Annotated in this window: 11 protein-coding genes; 10 read left to right on the forward strand and 1 reads right to left on the reverse strand. The window is 63.7% G+C overall.

The annotated features are described in order from the left end of the window. Nucleotides 1-49: 49 nt before the first annotated feature. The 10 genes from AC56LK_RS15645 (at nt 50) to AC56LK_RS15690 (ending at nt 10777) form a co-directional block, all read left to right on the forward strand. Complete coding sequence (locus AC56LK_RS15645; RefSeq protein WP_497185416.1) at nt 50-934, forward strand: DUF3667 domain-containing protein; 885 nt, start codon at nt 50-52, stop codon at nt 932-934. A 134-nt stretch (nt 935-1068) separates the two neighbouring features. Next, complete coding sequence (locus AC56LK_RS15650; protein WP_497185417.1) at nt 1069-1971, forward strand: NAD kinase; 903 nt, start codon at nt 1069-1071, stop codon at nt 1969-1971. Between the two features lie 33 nt (nt 1972-2004). After that, a complete protein-coding gene (recN, locus tag AC56LK_RS15655; RefSeq protein WP_497185418.1) occupies nt 2005-3669 on the forward strand; it encodes a DNA repair protein RecN in 1665 nt (554 codons plus the stop codon). A gap of 88 nt (nt 3670-3757) precedes the next feature. Next, a complete protein-coding gene (locus AC56LK_RS15660) occupies nt 3758-4186 on the forward strand; it encodes an organic hydroperoxide resistance protein (RefSeq protein ID WP_497185419.1) in 429 nt (142 codons plus the stop codon). A gap of 93 nt (nt 4187-4279) precedes the next feature. Then, nucleotides 4280-5383 (forward strand): ferrochelatase, encoded by a 1104-nt coding sequence (gene hemH / locus AC56LK_RS15665; protein WP_497185420.1) that lies wholly within the window; start codon nt 4280-4282, stop codon nt 5381-5383. A 374-nt stretch (nt 5384-5757) separates the two neighbouring features. Next, entirely contained in the window at nt 5758-6348 is a 591-nt protein-coding gene (gene grpE / locus AC56LK_RS15670) for a nucleotide exchange factor GrpE (RefSeq protein WP_497185421.1), read from the forward strand. A gap of 91 nt (nt 6349-6439) precedes the next feature. Next, nucleotides 6440-8380, forward strand: coding sequence for a molecular chaperone DnaK (gene dnaK / locus AC56LK_RS15675; protein ID WP_497185422.1), 1941 nt, complete (start codon nt 6440-6442; stop codon nt 8378-8380). A 131-nt stretch (nt 8381-8511) separates the two neighbouring features. Next, nucleotides 8512-9639: a molecular chaperone DnaJ gene (gene dnaJ / locus AC56LK_RS15680; RefSeq protein WP_436104041.1), complete on the forward strand. Its 1128-nt coding sequence runs from the start codon at nt 8512-8514 to the stop codon at nt 9637-9639. A gap of 96 nt (nt 9640-9735) precedes the next feature. Then, nucleotides 9736-10431, forward strand: coding sequence for a carbonate dehydratase (can, locus tag AC56LK_RS15685; RefSeq protein ID WP_497185423.1), 696 nt, complete (start codon nt 9736-9738; stop codon nt 10429-10431). After that, complete coding sequence (locus AC56LK_RS15690; protein WP_497185424.1) at nt 10409-10777, forward strand: nucleotide pyrophosphohydrolase; 369 nt, start codon at nt 10409-10411, stop codon at nt 10775-10777. The genes can and AC56LK_RS15690 overlap by 23 nt, the downstream gene beginning before the upstream one ends. A gap of 36 nt (nt 10778-10813) precedes the next feature. Here the strand turns inward: AC56LK_RS15690 and AC56LK_RS15695 are convergent, their stop codons facing one another. Then, nucleotides 10814-12922 (reverse strand): TonB-dependent receptor, encoded by a 2109-nt coding sequence (locus AC56LK_RS15695; protein ID WP_497185425.1) that lies wholly within the window; start codon nt 12920-12922, stop codon nt 10814-10816. Nucleotides 12923-13223 lie beyond the last annotated feature (301 nt).

A 13223-nucleotide genomic window follows, 5' to 3' on the forward strand; every position in this document is an offset into this window, starting at 1 on the left:
AATTAAGCCGATACCATGGCGGTTTGGACGAACCTGCCGGATCCGCCCCATGACCACCGAAGCCCTCCTGATCCATGACCATGCCGACGCATGCAAGAACTGCGGCACCGCTACGCGCGGCAATTACTGCCACCAGTGCGGCCAGCCGGCCCACGTGCACGTGCCCAGCGCGCGCGAATTCCTGCACGAGTTCCTCGGGCATTACGTGGCGCTGGAAGGCAAGCTGTGGAAGTCGCTCGCGCTGCTGCTGTTCAAGCCGGGCTTCCTGAGCCGCGAGTACATCGAGGGCCGGCGCGTGCGCTACGTCGAGCCGCTGCGCCTCTACCTGACGTTCAGCATCATCTTCTTTGCGCTGTTCAAGTTGAGCGCGGTCGATATCATCAACATCGGCAACGGACGCGATAATACGCAGCCTGCGGTGAGCGCGCCGGCCGCCGTCCAGCCGCCGGACGAAGACGTCAGCAGGGTAGGGAGCGACGTCCGCCTCTGGCTGCGCGGCATCAGCCCGCGCCTGGAGCAGGGGGCCGACCGCTTCCTCGCCATGCCGCGGGAAGAACAGAAGGCCACGTCCAAGCGCGTCTTCTTCAGCTATACGCCGTATGCGATCTTCCTGATGATGCCGGTGTTCGCCCTGTACCTGAAACTGCTCTACCTCGGCTCCGGCCGGCGCTATGGCGAACACTTCCTGTTCGCCCTGCACAGCAATGCCTTCGCCTTCTTCATGCTGAGCCTGTTCATACTGGCGGACGGCTGGAACTTCGTCCGCTTCGTGCTCCTCGCCTGGCTGGTGTTTTATTTGCCGACCGCGATGCGGCGGGTGTATGGCGGCGGGCGGGCCACGACGGCGCTGCGCTGGCTCGTGCTGCTGGTGCTGCACCTGTTCACCCTGGTGATGGTGGTGTCGCTGGCGGTGGCGATCGGCCTGCTGCTCTGATCTTGCCGGAAGCGAGCTGCGCCCTTATACTGTTTATTTGTACAGTCATTTGACGGGCGCCCACAGGGAGCCATATAGCAGACGCAGGGATAATCGGTTAATCTCCGTAGTCCCTACCCAATCGCCCTGGACCCATGTCAGTGTCGCCTGAAAAGCAAAAAATCATCGCGCTCGTAGTGCGGCAGAACACTCCCGGCATCGAAGAGCCGGCCAGGCAGCTCACGGACTTCCTGGCCGGGGAGGGCTACCGCGTCGTGTTCGAGACCGAAACCGCGGCCTACCTCGGCATCGCGGGCATCGAGGCCATGACGGTGGCCGAGATCGGCGAGCAGGGCAGCTACGCGGTCGTGATGGGCGGCGACGGCACCATGCTCGGCATCGCGCGCCAGCTCGCCAAGTACCATATCCCCCTCATCGGCATCAACTCCGGCCGGCTGGGCTTCATCACCGATATCCCGCTCGACCGCATGGTCCCGGCGCTGCACGAAATCCTGCAGGGCAGGGGCCGGATCGAAGAGCGCACCCTGCTCGAGGCGCGCGTGGTGCGTGAGGACAGCGAGATCTTTTGCAGCGTCGCCTTCAACGACGTGGTCGTGGCGCGCGGCACCGGCGCCGGCATGGTCGAGCTCAAGGTCGGCGTCGACGGCGAATTCATGTACAACCAGCGCGCCGACGGCCTGATCGTCTCGACGCCCACCGGCTCGACCGCGTATGCGCTGTCGGCCGGCGGCCCGCTGCTGCACCCGAGCCTGCAGGGCATCGTGCTGGTGCCGATCGCGCCGCATGCGCTGTCGAACCGGCCGATCGTGGTGCCCGAGTCCAGCGAGATCGTGGTGGAGCTGGTGGCGGGACGCGACATCAGCGTCAATTTCGACATGCAGACCTTCACCAGCCTGCAGCTGGGCGACCGCATCGTCATCTCGCGCTCGCCCCACACGATCACCTTCCTGCACCCACGCGGCTGGAGCTATTACCATACGCTGCGCGAAAAGCTGCACTGGAACGAATACCCGACCAACGAAGGCAAGCTGACGTAACAGCGTCACGCAAGACAGGAGACCCGATTTTTCATGCTGCGCACACTTACCATCCGTGATTTCGTCATTGTCGACGCCATCGAACTCGAGTTCGCGCATGGCTTCACGGTGTTCACCGGCGAGACCGGCGCCGGCAAGTCGATCCTGATCGATGCGCTGCAACTGGCGCTGGGCGGACGCGGCGACGCAAGCATGGTGCGCGAAGGCGCGGCCAAGGCCGACATCACCGCCGAATTCGCGCTGACGACGACGGCCGCCTCGTGGCTGGTGTCGAGCGAATTCCCGATCGACGAAGGCGTGGCCCTGATGCGCCGCGTGATCGACAACGCCGGCCGCTCCAAGGCCTGGATCAACGGCATCAGCGCCACCGCGGCGCAGCTGCGCGAGCTGGGCGACATGCTGGTCGACATCCACGGCCAGCACGCGCACCAGTCGCTGCTCAAGCTTGAATCCCAGCGCGACCTGCTCGACAACCAGATCGCGGTGCGCGACCCGGCGGCCCAGGAAGACGTGCTGGCCACCGCCACCGCCTATAGAGCCTGGCGCGCGCTGGTGCGCCAGCGCGAGGAATTCGAGAACGACGCGCGCAACGTGCTGCTTGAACGCGAACGCCTGGAATGGCAGGTGAGCGAGCTCGACAAGCTGGCGCCGAAGGCCGGCGAGTGGGCCGAGATCAGCAACGAGCACAGCCGCCTGTCGCACGCCGCCAGCCTGCTCGACGGCGCGCAGGAAGCGCTGCAGGCCATCTCCGAGGCCGACCACCCGATCCTGTCGCAGCTGTCTTCGCTGAACGCGAAGCTGGGCAAGCTGGTCAGCGTCGACGCCCAGCTGCAGGAAGTGCTGGATTGCATGGAGCCGGCGCGCATCCAGCTGCAGGAAGCGGTGTACGCGCTGAACAACTACATCGACAAGGTCGAACTCGACCCGGCCCGCCTGCGCGAAGTGGACGCCCGCATGGAGGCGCTGCACAGCGCCGCGCGCAAGTACCACGTCACGCCGGAAGAACTGCACGAGGAGCACGCGGCGCTGGCCGCCAAGCTGCGCCAGCTGGCCGACGCCAGCGACCTGGACGGCCTGCGCAAGCAGGAAGAGAAGGCGAAGGCGGCCTACATGGCGATCGCCCAGCGCCTGTCGAAGCGGCGCGCCGCGGCGGCCGTGGAGCTGGGCAAGCAGGTGACGGCGGCGATGCAGGAACTGAGCATGAGCGGCGGCAGCTTCGCCATCGCCCTGAATGCCGGCGAGCCGGGCGCGCACGGGCTGGAACAGGTCGAATTCCTGGTGGCCGGCCACACCGGCGTGGCGCCGCGGCCGCTGGCCAAGGTGGCCTCGGGCGGCGAACTGGCGCGCATCTCGCTGGCGATCGCCGTGATCACCGCGCACGCGACCACCACGCCGACCCTGATCTTCGACGAGGTCGACACCGGCATCGGCGGCGGCGTGGCCGAGGTGGTGGGCCGCCTGCTCAAGCGCCTGGGCCAGCAGCGCCAGGTACTGTGCGTGACCCACTTGCCGCAGGTGGCGAGCCAGGCCAACCAGCACTTCCAGGTCGCCAAGGGCGCCACGGGCGAGGGCCGCACGGTGTCGCGCATCGACGTGCTCGATACCCGCGCGCGGGTGGAAGAAGTGGCGCGCATGCTGGGCGGGATCGAGATTACGGAGACGACGCGCAAGCATGCGCGGGAGTTGCTGGCATCCTAGCGTCATCCTCCTTTCACCATTCTGTGGCAAAGTGATAAACGTTCCGCGCCCGCGGATCGTCCAACACCACCACAGGAGGGAAGTTCGAATGAGCATCGAAAAAGTGCTGTACCGCGCCCAGGCCACTTCGCAAGGCGGCCGTGAAGGTAGCTCGAAAAGTTCCGACAACGTACTTGACCTGAAGCTGAGCACTCCGAAAGAGCTCGGCGGCGGTGGCGGTTCCGGGACCAATCCCGAGCAGCTGTTCGCGGCCGGCTATTCGGCCTGCTTCCTCGGCGCCCTGAAATTCGTGGCCGGCAAGGAAGGGGTGTCGCTGCCGCAGGACCTGACCGTCACCGGCGACGTCGGCATCGGCCAGATCCCGACCGGCTTCGGCATCGAGGTCGACCTGAGCATCAAGGCGCCCGGCATGGACCAGGCCCAGCTGAAAGACCTGGTCGACAAGGCCCACGTGGTCTGCCCGTATTCGAACGCCACCCGCAACAACATCGACGTACGCTTGCATACCAGCACCTGACGTTTGCAATTGCACCGTTGTTGTTGGCTGTAGACACGTCAGCCAGGGGGGCGCCACTTATAATGGCGGGCGTCCCCTCACCCACTTGAGCTCATGCCTTTCAGAAAAGAACCGCCTTTCCCCCACGGTACCGTGCCCGGCAGCGCCATCGTGCTGGTCAACCTCGGCACGCCGGACGAGCCCACCCGCAAGGCGGTCCGGCGCTACCTGAAGCAGTTCCTTTCCGATCCGCGCGTGGTCGAGATCCCGGCCCGGATCTGGTGGTTCATCCTCAACCTGTTCATCCTGCCTTTCCGCTCCGGCAAGTCGGCCGCCAAGTACCGCACGATCTGGACCAAGGAAGGTTCGCCGCTGAAGGTGCATACCCAGAAGCAGGCGGCGCTGCTGGAAAAGACCCTGGCCGAGCGTGGCCATGAAGGCGTGAAGGTGGTGATGGCGATGCGCTACGGTTCACCTTCGCTGCCCGACGTGCTGGACCGCCTGCAGGCCGAGTACTGCCAGCGCATCGTGGTCCTGCCGGCCTATCCCCAGTATTCCGGCACCACCACGGCCTCGGTCTGGGACGCCGTCCATGCCCACTATGCCAAGGTGCGCAACATCCCTGAGCTGCGCCTGGTGCGCCACTACCACGACCACGAAGGCTATATCGAGGCGCTGCGCGTCCAGGTCGAATCCTATTGGGAAGCCCACGGCCGCGGCCAGAAGCTGGTGATGAGCTTCCACGGCACCCCCAAGCGCACCCTGATGCTGGGCGACCCGTATTTCTGCGAATGCCAGAAGACCGCGCGCCTGCTGGCGGTGGCCCTGGGCATGGGCGCCGACGAATACATCGTCACCTTCCAGTCGCGTTTCGGCAAGGCCGAGTGGCTGCAGCCCTATACCGCCCCGACCGTGCAGGAACTGGCGCGCCAGGGCATCGAGCGCATCGACGTCATCTGCCCCGGCTTCACCAGCGACTGCCTGGAAACCCTGGAAGAGATCAACATGGAAGTGCGGCACGACTTCGAGGCCGCCGGGGGCAAGGAATACCACTACATCCCCTGCCTGAACGAGTCGCCGGCCTGGATTACGGGCCTGGCCGAGGTCGCCGAACAGCACCTGATCGGCTGGCCGACCATCCTCACGCCGGCCCAGCGCGCGGCCCGGCGCCGCGATGCACAGGTCGGTGCCCAGCATGCGGCCCAGCTGGGCGCCTAAAGCTGGATCTTGTCGACCTGTTAAAATAAGCGGTTCCCCGTCAATGCCACGGCGCCGCGCCGATACCGACGTAGCACAGCCATGCCAGCACCGCCAGGGTGTACAGCACGACGGCGCCACTGATCAGTTGAAGTCTCATGATGTCTGTCCGGTAGATGCGGCCCCCGCCGCAAGCTTGACAGAAAGAGTAAGACTTTTCGGTGGGAAATGATTCAGGGAAACCGTAAATCTTGTAACAAATGATTTCTACTTTTTCACGGGCTGACCTGGAAATGCCCCTTGAAAATGTAGGACATCGCCCCATGTAGGGCCCTGTGTGTCAGGCAGGACACGTTACCAACTCAGCCAAGTCCTTGATTCTAGGAGTTTTTTCAATGCAAGACCAAGAAAACCAAGAGCTGTCCAAGCAGGACAACGCCGCAGCGCAGGCGGACACCACCGCAGCCGCCGCGACCGAGGCTGCACAAGCCAGCGCCGGCCAGGCAGGCGTTCCGCCCGCCCCTGAGTCGGACCTGGAAGCCCAGCTGAGCGCTACCGAAGCCAAGCTGGCCGAAATGCACGATGCTTTCATGCGCGCGAAAGCCGACGCGGAAAACATCCGCCGCCGCGCCCAGGAAGACGTCACCAAGGCCCATAAATTCGCCATCGAAAGCTTCGCCGAGGCCATGGTGCCGGTGCGCGACAGCCTGGAAATGGCGCTGAAGGTCGAGACCCAGACCGTCGAAGCCATCCGCGAAGGCGTCGAAATGACGCTCAAGCAGCTGACCGCCGCGTTCGAAAAGAACCGCCTGGTCGAAGTCATGCCGGCGGCGGGCGAGAAGCTCGACCCGAACAAGCACCAGGCCGTGGCCGTGGTGCCGTCCGAGCAGGAGGCCAATACCGTGGTCACCGTGCTGCAAAAGGGCTACATGATCGCCGACCGCCTGTTGCGTCCGGCCATCGTGACGGCGGCAGCGCCGAAGTAAGCAGGAGCTGGACGCTGCGGCCCTTGAAAGCACGCAGTATTTCCCAATATTGAATCCATCCGAAACTACAGCATTTAAAAGGAAAACAACTATGGGCAAGATCATCGGTATCGACCTGGGAACCACCAACTCCTGCGTCGCGATCATGGAAAATGGCCAGCCGAAGGTCATCGAGAACGCGGAAGGCGCGCGCACCACGCCGTCGATCATCGCTTACCAGGAAGACGGCGAGATCCTCGTCGGCGCCCCGGCGAAGCGCCAGGCCGTGACCAACCCGAAGAACACCCTGTTCGCGGTGAAGCGCCTGATCGGCCGCAAGTTCCAGGAAAAAGAAGTCCAGAAAGACATCTCGCTGATGCCTTACCAGATCCTGCAAGCCGACAACGGCGACGCATGGGTCGGCGTGCGCGACAAGAAACTGGCGCCGCCGCAGATCTCGGCTGAAGTCCTGCGCAAGATGAAGAAGACCGCCGAAGACTACCTCGGCGAAGAAGTCACCGAAGCGGTCATCACCGTGCCGGCCTACTTCAACGACTCGCAGCGCCAGGCGACCAAGGACGCCGGCCGCATCGCGGGCCTGGACGTCAAGCGCATCATCAACGAGCCGACCGCGGCCGCGCTGGCATTCGGCCTGGACAAGACCGACAAGGGTGACCGCAAGATCGCCGTGTACGACCTCGGCGGCGGCACCTTCGACGTGTCGATCATCGAGATCGCCGACGTCGACGGCGAGAAGCAGTTCGAAGTGCTGTCGACCAACGGCGACACCTTCCTGGGCGGCGAAGACTTCGACCAGCGCATCATCGACTACATCATCGACGAGTTCCGCAAGATCAACGGCCTCGACCTGTCGAAGGACGCGATCGCCCTGCAGCGCATCAAGGCTTCGGCCGAGCGCGCAAAGATCGAACTGTCGTCCTCGCAGCAGACCGAGATCAACGAGCCCTACATCGCCATGGCGAACGGCGCGCCGGTCCACCTGAACCTGAAGATGACCCGCGCCAAGCTGGAGTCGCTGGTGGAAGAGCTGATCTCGAAGACCATCGAGCCGTGCCGCATCGCGATCAAGGATGCCGGCGTCAAGGTCTCGGACATCGACGACATCATCCTGGTCGGCGGCATGACCCGTATGCCGAAGGTGCAGGAAAAAGTGAAGGAGTTCTTCGGCAAGGATCCGCGCAAGGACGTCAACCCGGACGAGGCCGTCGCTGTCGGCGCCGCCATCCAGGGTTCGGTCCTGTCGGGCGAGCGCAAGGACCTGCTGCTGCTGGACGTGACCCCGCTGTCGCTGGGTATCGAAACCCTGGGCGGCGTGATGACCAAGATGATCCACAAGAACACCACGATCCCGACCAAGTTCTCGCAGGTGTTCTCGACCGCCGACGACAACCAGCCGGCCGTGACCATCAAGGTCTACCAGGGCGAGCGCGAGATCGCCGCCGGTAATAAAGGCCTGGGCGAGTTCAACCTCGAAGGCATCCCGCCGGCGGCACGCGGCACCCCGCAGATCGAAGTGACCTTCGACATCGACGCCAACGGCATCCTGCACGTGGGCGCCAAGGACAAGGCCACCGGCAAGGAAAACAAGATCACCATCAAGGCCAACTCGGGCCTGTCGGAAGAAGAAATCCAGAAGATGGTGAAGGATGCCGAGCTGAACGCGGAAGAGGACAAGAAGGTCAAGGAGCTGGCCGAAGCCCGCAACCAGGGCGACGCGCTGGTCCACTCGACCAAGAAGTCCCTGACCGAGTACGGCGACAAGCTGGAAGCCGGCGAGAAGGAAAAGATCGAAGCGGCTATTACCGACCTGGAAGGCGCGATCAAGAGCGGCGACAAGGCGGACATCGACGCCAAGACCGCGGCCCTGTCGAGCGCATCGCAGAAGCTGGGCGAGAAGATGTACGCCGACATGCAGGCGCAGCAGGCCGGCGCCGCCGGCGGCCAGCAGGCTGGCAGCCAGGGCGGCGAATCGGCTCCGCAGCAGGACGACGTGGTGGACGCCGACTTCAAGGAAGTGAAAGACGCGAAGTAATCCTCGGCGGGGAGGGGTGTTAGAGCCCGCCCCGCAGCACGGGAACTGCCGAGCCGCTGCGACCGATTGGTTCCCCGGCTCGGTTTTTTTGCATACACCGTTTTACCAGATCAACAAGCAAGGTGCCGCCAATGGCAAAGCGTGATTTTTACGAGATCCTCGGGGTCGCGAAGAATGCGTCGGAAGACGACATCAAGAAGTCGTATCGCAAGCTCGCGATGAAGTACCACCCCGACCGCAATCCCGACAACAAGGAAGCGGAAGAGAAGTTCAAGGAGGTCAAGGAAGCCTACGAGATGCTGACCAATCCGGAAAAGCGCGAGGCCTATGACCGCTACGGTCATGCCGGCGTCGATCCGAACATGGGCGGCGGCGGCTTCGGCGGCGGCGCCGGCGGCTTTGGCGATGCCTTCGGCGACATCTTCGGCGACATCTTCGGCGGCGGCCGCGGCGGCCGCGGCGGCGGACCCCAGGTCTACCGCGGCGCCGACCTGCGCTACAACCTCGAGATCACCCTGGAGCAGGCGGCGCACGGCTACGAGACCACCATCCGCGTGCCGAGCTGGGACAAGTGCGACACCTGCCACGGCAGCGGCGCCAAGCCGGGCACCCAGCCGGTCACCTGCACCACCTGCTCGGGCCACGGCCAGGTGCGCATGCAGCAGGGCTTCTTCAGCATCCAGCAGACCTGCCCGAAGTGCCACGGCAGCGGCAAGATCATCCCGGAACCCTGCGCAGCCTGCGGCGGCGCCGGACGCATCAAGCGCAACAAGACGCTGGAAGTGAAGATTCCGGCCGGTATCGACAACGGCATGCGCATCCGCTCGACCGGCAACGGCGAGCCGGGCACCAACGGGGGGCCGCCGGGCGACCTGTACGTGGAGATCCACATCAAGCCGCACCAGGTGTTCCAGCGCGAGGGCGACGACCTGCATTGCGAGATGCCGATCTCCTTCGCCAAGGCGGCGCTGGGCGGCGAGATCGAAGTGCCGACCCTGACCGGCAAGGTGTCGTTCACGGTGCCTGAAGGCACCCAGACCGGCAAGACCTTCCGCCTCAAGGGCAAGGGCGTCAAGGGCGTGCGCTCGGGCTATACCGGCGACCTGTTCTGCCACGTGGTGGTCGAGACCCCGGTCAAGCTGACCGAGAAGCAGAAGGACCTGCTGCGCGAGTTCGAGCGCTCGACCAACGAAGGCGGCGCCAAGCACAGCCCGCAGAGCAAGGGCTGGATGGACAAGGTCAAGGACTTTTTCGAGTAAGCAGCCAGATCAACCGCCGGGCGACGCAAGTCCCCGGCGGTTTTTTTTCGTTGGTATACTTAGCTATTCAGCATGCATCGCATCATAGGGAGAAACATGGACAACAAGACGACGGGCGTGACCGCCGAAGACCTCTTCGCACGCAACCGCAAATGGGCCGCCTCGATGGTGGCCGAAGACCCGACCTTCTTCAAGGCGCTGTCGGAACAGCAGGCCCCGGAATACCTGTGGATCGGCTGCTCGGACAGCCGCGTGCCGGCCAACGAGCTGCTGGGCATGGCCCCGGGCGAACTGTTCGTGCACCGGAACATCGCCAACGTGGTGGTGCACTCGGACCTGAACTGCCTGAGCGTGCTGCAGTTCGCGATCGACGTGCTGAAGGTGAAGCACATCATCATCTGCGGCCACTACGGCTGCTCGGGCGTGGGCGCGGCCCTGACCGGCGCCCGCGTCGGCCTCGCCGACAACTGGCTGGGCCATGTGCGCGACGTGCGCGAGAAGCACGGCCAGTACCTCGGCAACGTGTCGGGCCGCGCGGCGGTCAACCGCCTGGTCGAGCTGAACGTGGCCGAGCAGGTGGTCAACGTGGCGCACACGACCATCGTGCGCGACGCCTGGGAACGCGGCCAGCCGCTGACCATCCACAGCTGGGTCTACGGCGTGCACGACGGCCTGCTGCGCGACCTCGGCATCACGGTCAGCAGCTTCGAGGAGATCGCGCCCAAGCGCGAGCGCATGCTGAGCGGCTACATCGACGGGGACCAGGTGCGTGACGAACGCCGCGGACAGTGACCTGACCCGCCTGCGCGAACTCGTCCGCCAGTTCGTGGACGAGCGCGACTGGGACCAGTTCCATACGCCGAAAAACCTCGCCTCGGCCTTGACGGTCGAGGCGGCGGAGCTGCTCGAACACTTCCAGTGGTTGCAGCATGGCCGGTTCGAGGAACTCGGTCCGGACAGGCTGGTGCAGGTGCGGCACGAGATGGCCGACGTGCTGGTCTACCTGGTGCGCCTGGCCGACAAGCTCGACGTCGACCTGTTCGCCGCCGTGCAGGAGAAGATGGTGCTCAACCGGGAGAAATACCCGGCCGAGCTGGTGCGCGGCGATGCGCGTAAATACTACGAGTACAACAAGTAGGCGGATTCTCTATCGACTACCGGCTCCGGTCTTCCTTCAGAACCTGGCGTTCAGCGACACCTTGAGCGCGCGCGGCGAACCCGGCGTGATGTTGTTGTCGTTGTGCGCCGAGGCGTAGTATTTCTTGTCAAACAGGTTCTCGACGTTCGCCTGGAGACGGTAAGCCGGTGTCACCTGGTAGAACAGGGCAGCATCGACACGCGTGTACGAAGGCAGGCTGACCCCATTCGAGGTGGAAGTATAGATGCTGTCGCGGTAGACGATGCCCAGGCCGGCTCCCAGTGAACGGCTGAAGTCGTAACGGTTCCACAGGGAGAAGGTATGGCGCGGCACCATCGCCAGCGCCGCACCGGCACGCGCGGTGGCCGACTGGGTCGCTGTCAGGAACGCGTCTTGGTATGCATAGCCGCCCATGACACTCCAGGCGCGGGTGATGTTGCCCGAAAGGCCCAGTTCCACGCCCTTCGAGGTCTGCCCATCGACCAGGATGCTGGTGCCGGCGACAGCGCCCGGCACCACGACATTGCTGCGTTCGAGCCGGTACACGGCCAACGTCGCGTTGAACGAAGGGGTCACATCCCATTTCATTCCCAGCTCGACGTTGTCGAATTCTTCCGGGTCGAAGGCGCGGTTGCTCACATTCAGCGAGGTGAGCTGGTCACCCGAACGTGGCTGGTATGCCCGGCTGAAGCTGGCGTACAGCGATACCGGCTCGACAGGTTTGTAGATCAGCCCGGCGCGCGGTGAAACGGGCGTATCTTTCACTTCAACGGTGCCGCCGCTCGTTGCCAGACGATTATTGGCGTCGACACTGAAGCGGTCTTGACGCAATCCCAGGACTGCCTGCCATTGCGGGGACAGCTCCACCTGGTCCTGTACGTATACCGAGGCGACCTTGGCCACGCTGCGGTTGCTGACTGTGGACGTGGTGAAGGCAAGCGGTCCGTTATAGACCGGATTACTTGCCGGAACGCTCCCGCTGGTACCCGGGAAAGCGGCGGTCCGGCGCTGGTTGTCGGTATCCTGCTGGCCGAACTCGAACCCGAACGCGAGCGTGTGCTTGATGGATCCGGCCTGCAGCGCGACACTCAGGTCGGTCTGGTTGAAGCGATTGATGCGCCGGGTCTCGTCCCGGTAAGCGCCCAGCGCGAGCCGGCCGGTCGTCGCGGAAACCGCACTGTTCGCATAGACGTTCTGGTAGTACTTGTCGTACTCCGCAATGCGGGTGCGGTTGCGCAAGACCAGGCCGTTGCCGAAGACGTGGTGAATCAGGCCGTTGAAGGCATTCACGCGTACCGCGGCCGGGCTCAGTTCCTGGCTGCCGAAGAAAGTCGAGACATCGGTCTCGTACGGCCTGCCGTTAAAGGACGGCACACCCCGGTCGGCCACCCGCTCATCCTGGAAGTGCTCCACGTCGACGCTGATCAGGGTTGCCGGGCCAGCCTGGATCGACATGGCCGGATTGATGCCTTTGCGCTCGAGCGACACGCCACGGCGGAAGCTTTCCGAATCTTCGGCCATGGCATTGATGCGCAGGGCGACGCGCTCATTCAGCGCACCGCCCAGGTCGGCGCTGGCGCGACGGTGGCGGTGCGAGCCGACACTGAGACCGGCTTCGCGGACGGTCTGCAACTGCGCCTGCTTCGTGACCCGGTTGATGACCCCTCCCGCGCCGCCGCGGCCGAAGATCATGGCGTTCGGTCCCTTGAGTGCTTCGAGCCGTTCGATATTGTAGAAGTCGCGGTAATACTGGACATCGTCGCGAATGCCGTCGATGTAAAAGTCACCGGTGGAGGCGTTGCCCCGGAATACAGCGGCATCGCGGTTACCTTCGCCTTGCGCCGTCACGATGCCGGGCACGTAGCGGATCGCATCGGCCATGCTTTGCATGGCCTGATCGTCCATCAGCTTGCGCGTGATGACCGTGATCGCCTGCGGCGTGTCCCGCAGGAGGGCAGTGGTCCTGGTTGCGCTGCTGCTGGTTTTTTCATCGTAGCTGGAGGTGGCCGCAGCTTTCACCTCGACTTTGGGAAGCGCTGTGCTGTCGAGTTCGTCGGCTGCGGCGCGCGGGCCGGCAGAAAGGGCAAGGACTGCTGCGGCGATGTAGGTGAGACGGAAACCGGTGGGAGAGGATATGGAAATCATGCGTGGTGTGCTTTTAATGAGAATGATAATGAGAACTAATCTCATTTTATCTGCAAAGCAAGTTTTCTGTAAATATGCGATCTCAGTCGAACAAATTGCCGTTTCTGAGAACTCATCATTCTTGAAACAAAATTTCATAAATGGCACATCAAAGAAATATTATTTCAATTGACACCTTGCCTTACCGTGTTGGCATGGTTCTCGAGTTACCGTTAAGATTTTGTTATGGAACTTAGTTCCCTGACAGATCAGCACAAGCATGCTGCAGCCGCGCCGTATTGATCTGCCGCAGTTGATCTGA

This window comes from Telluria sp. ZB4P36, assembly GCF_059685865.1.

What these genes read in the sequence shown, in the direction of transcription:
- grpE (WP_497185421.1), top strand. Translation starts at nt 5,758, where the DNA reads ATGCAAGACCAAGAAAACCAAGAGCTGTCCAAGCAGGACAACGCCGCA.
- dnaJ (WP_436104041.1), top strand. Translation starts at nt 8,512, where the DNA reads ATGGCAAAGCGTGATTTTTACGAGATCCTCGGGGTCGCGAAGAATGCG.
- hemH (WP_497185420.1), top strand. Translation starts at nt 4,280, where the DNA reads ATGCCTTTCAGAAAAGAACCGCCTTTCCCCCACGGTACCGTGCCCGGC.
- recN (WP_497185418.1), top strand. Translation starts at nt 2,005, where the DNA reads ATGCTGCGCACACTTACCATCCGTGATTTCGTCATTGTCGACGCCATC.
- AC56LK_RS15645 (WP_497185416.1), top strand. Translation starts at nt 50, where the DNA reads ATGACCACCGAAGCCCTCCTGATCCATGACCATGCCGACGCATGCAAG.
- AC56LK_RS15650 (WP_497185417.1), top strand. Translation starts at nt 1,069, where the DNA reads ATGTCAGTGTCGCCTGAAAAGCAAAAAATCATCGCGCTCGTAGTGCGG.
- AC56LK_RS15660 (WP_497185419.1), top strand. Translation starts at nt 3,758, where the DNA reads ATGAGCATCGAAAAAGTGCTGTACCGCGCCCAGGCCACTTCGCAAGGC.
- dnaK (WP_497185422.1), top strand. Translation starts at nt 6,440, where the DNA reads ATGGGCAAGATCATCGGTATCGACCTGGGAACCACCAACTCCTGCGTC.
- can (WP_497185423.1), top strand. Translation starts at nt 9,736, where the DNA reads ATGGACAACAAGACGACGGGCGTGACCGCCGAAGACCTCTTCGCACGC.
- AC56LK_RS15695 (WP_497185425.1), bottom strand. Translation starts at nt 12,922, where the DNA reads ATGATTTCCATATCCTCTCCCACCGGTTTCCGTCTCACCTACATCGCC.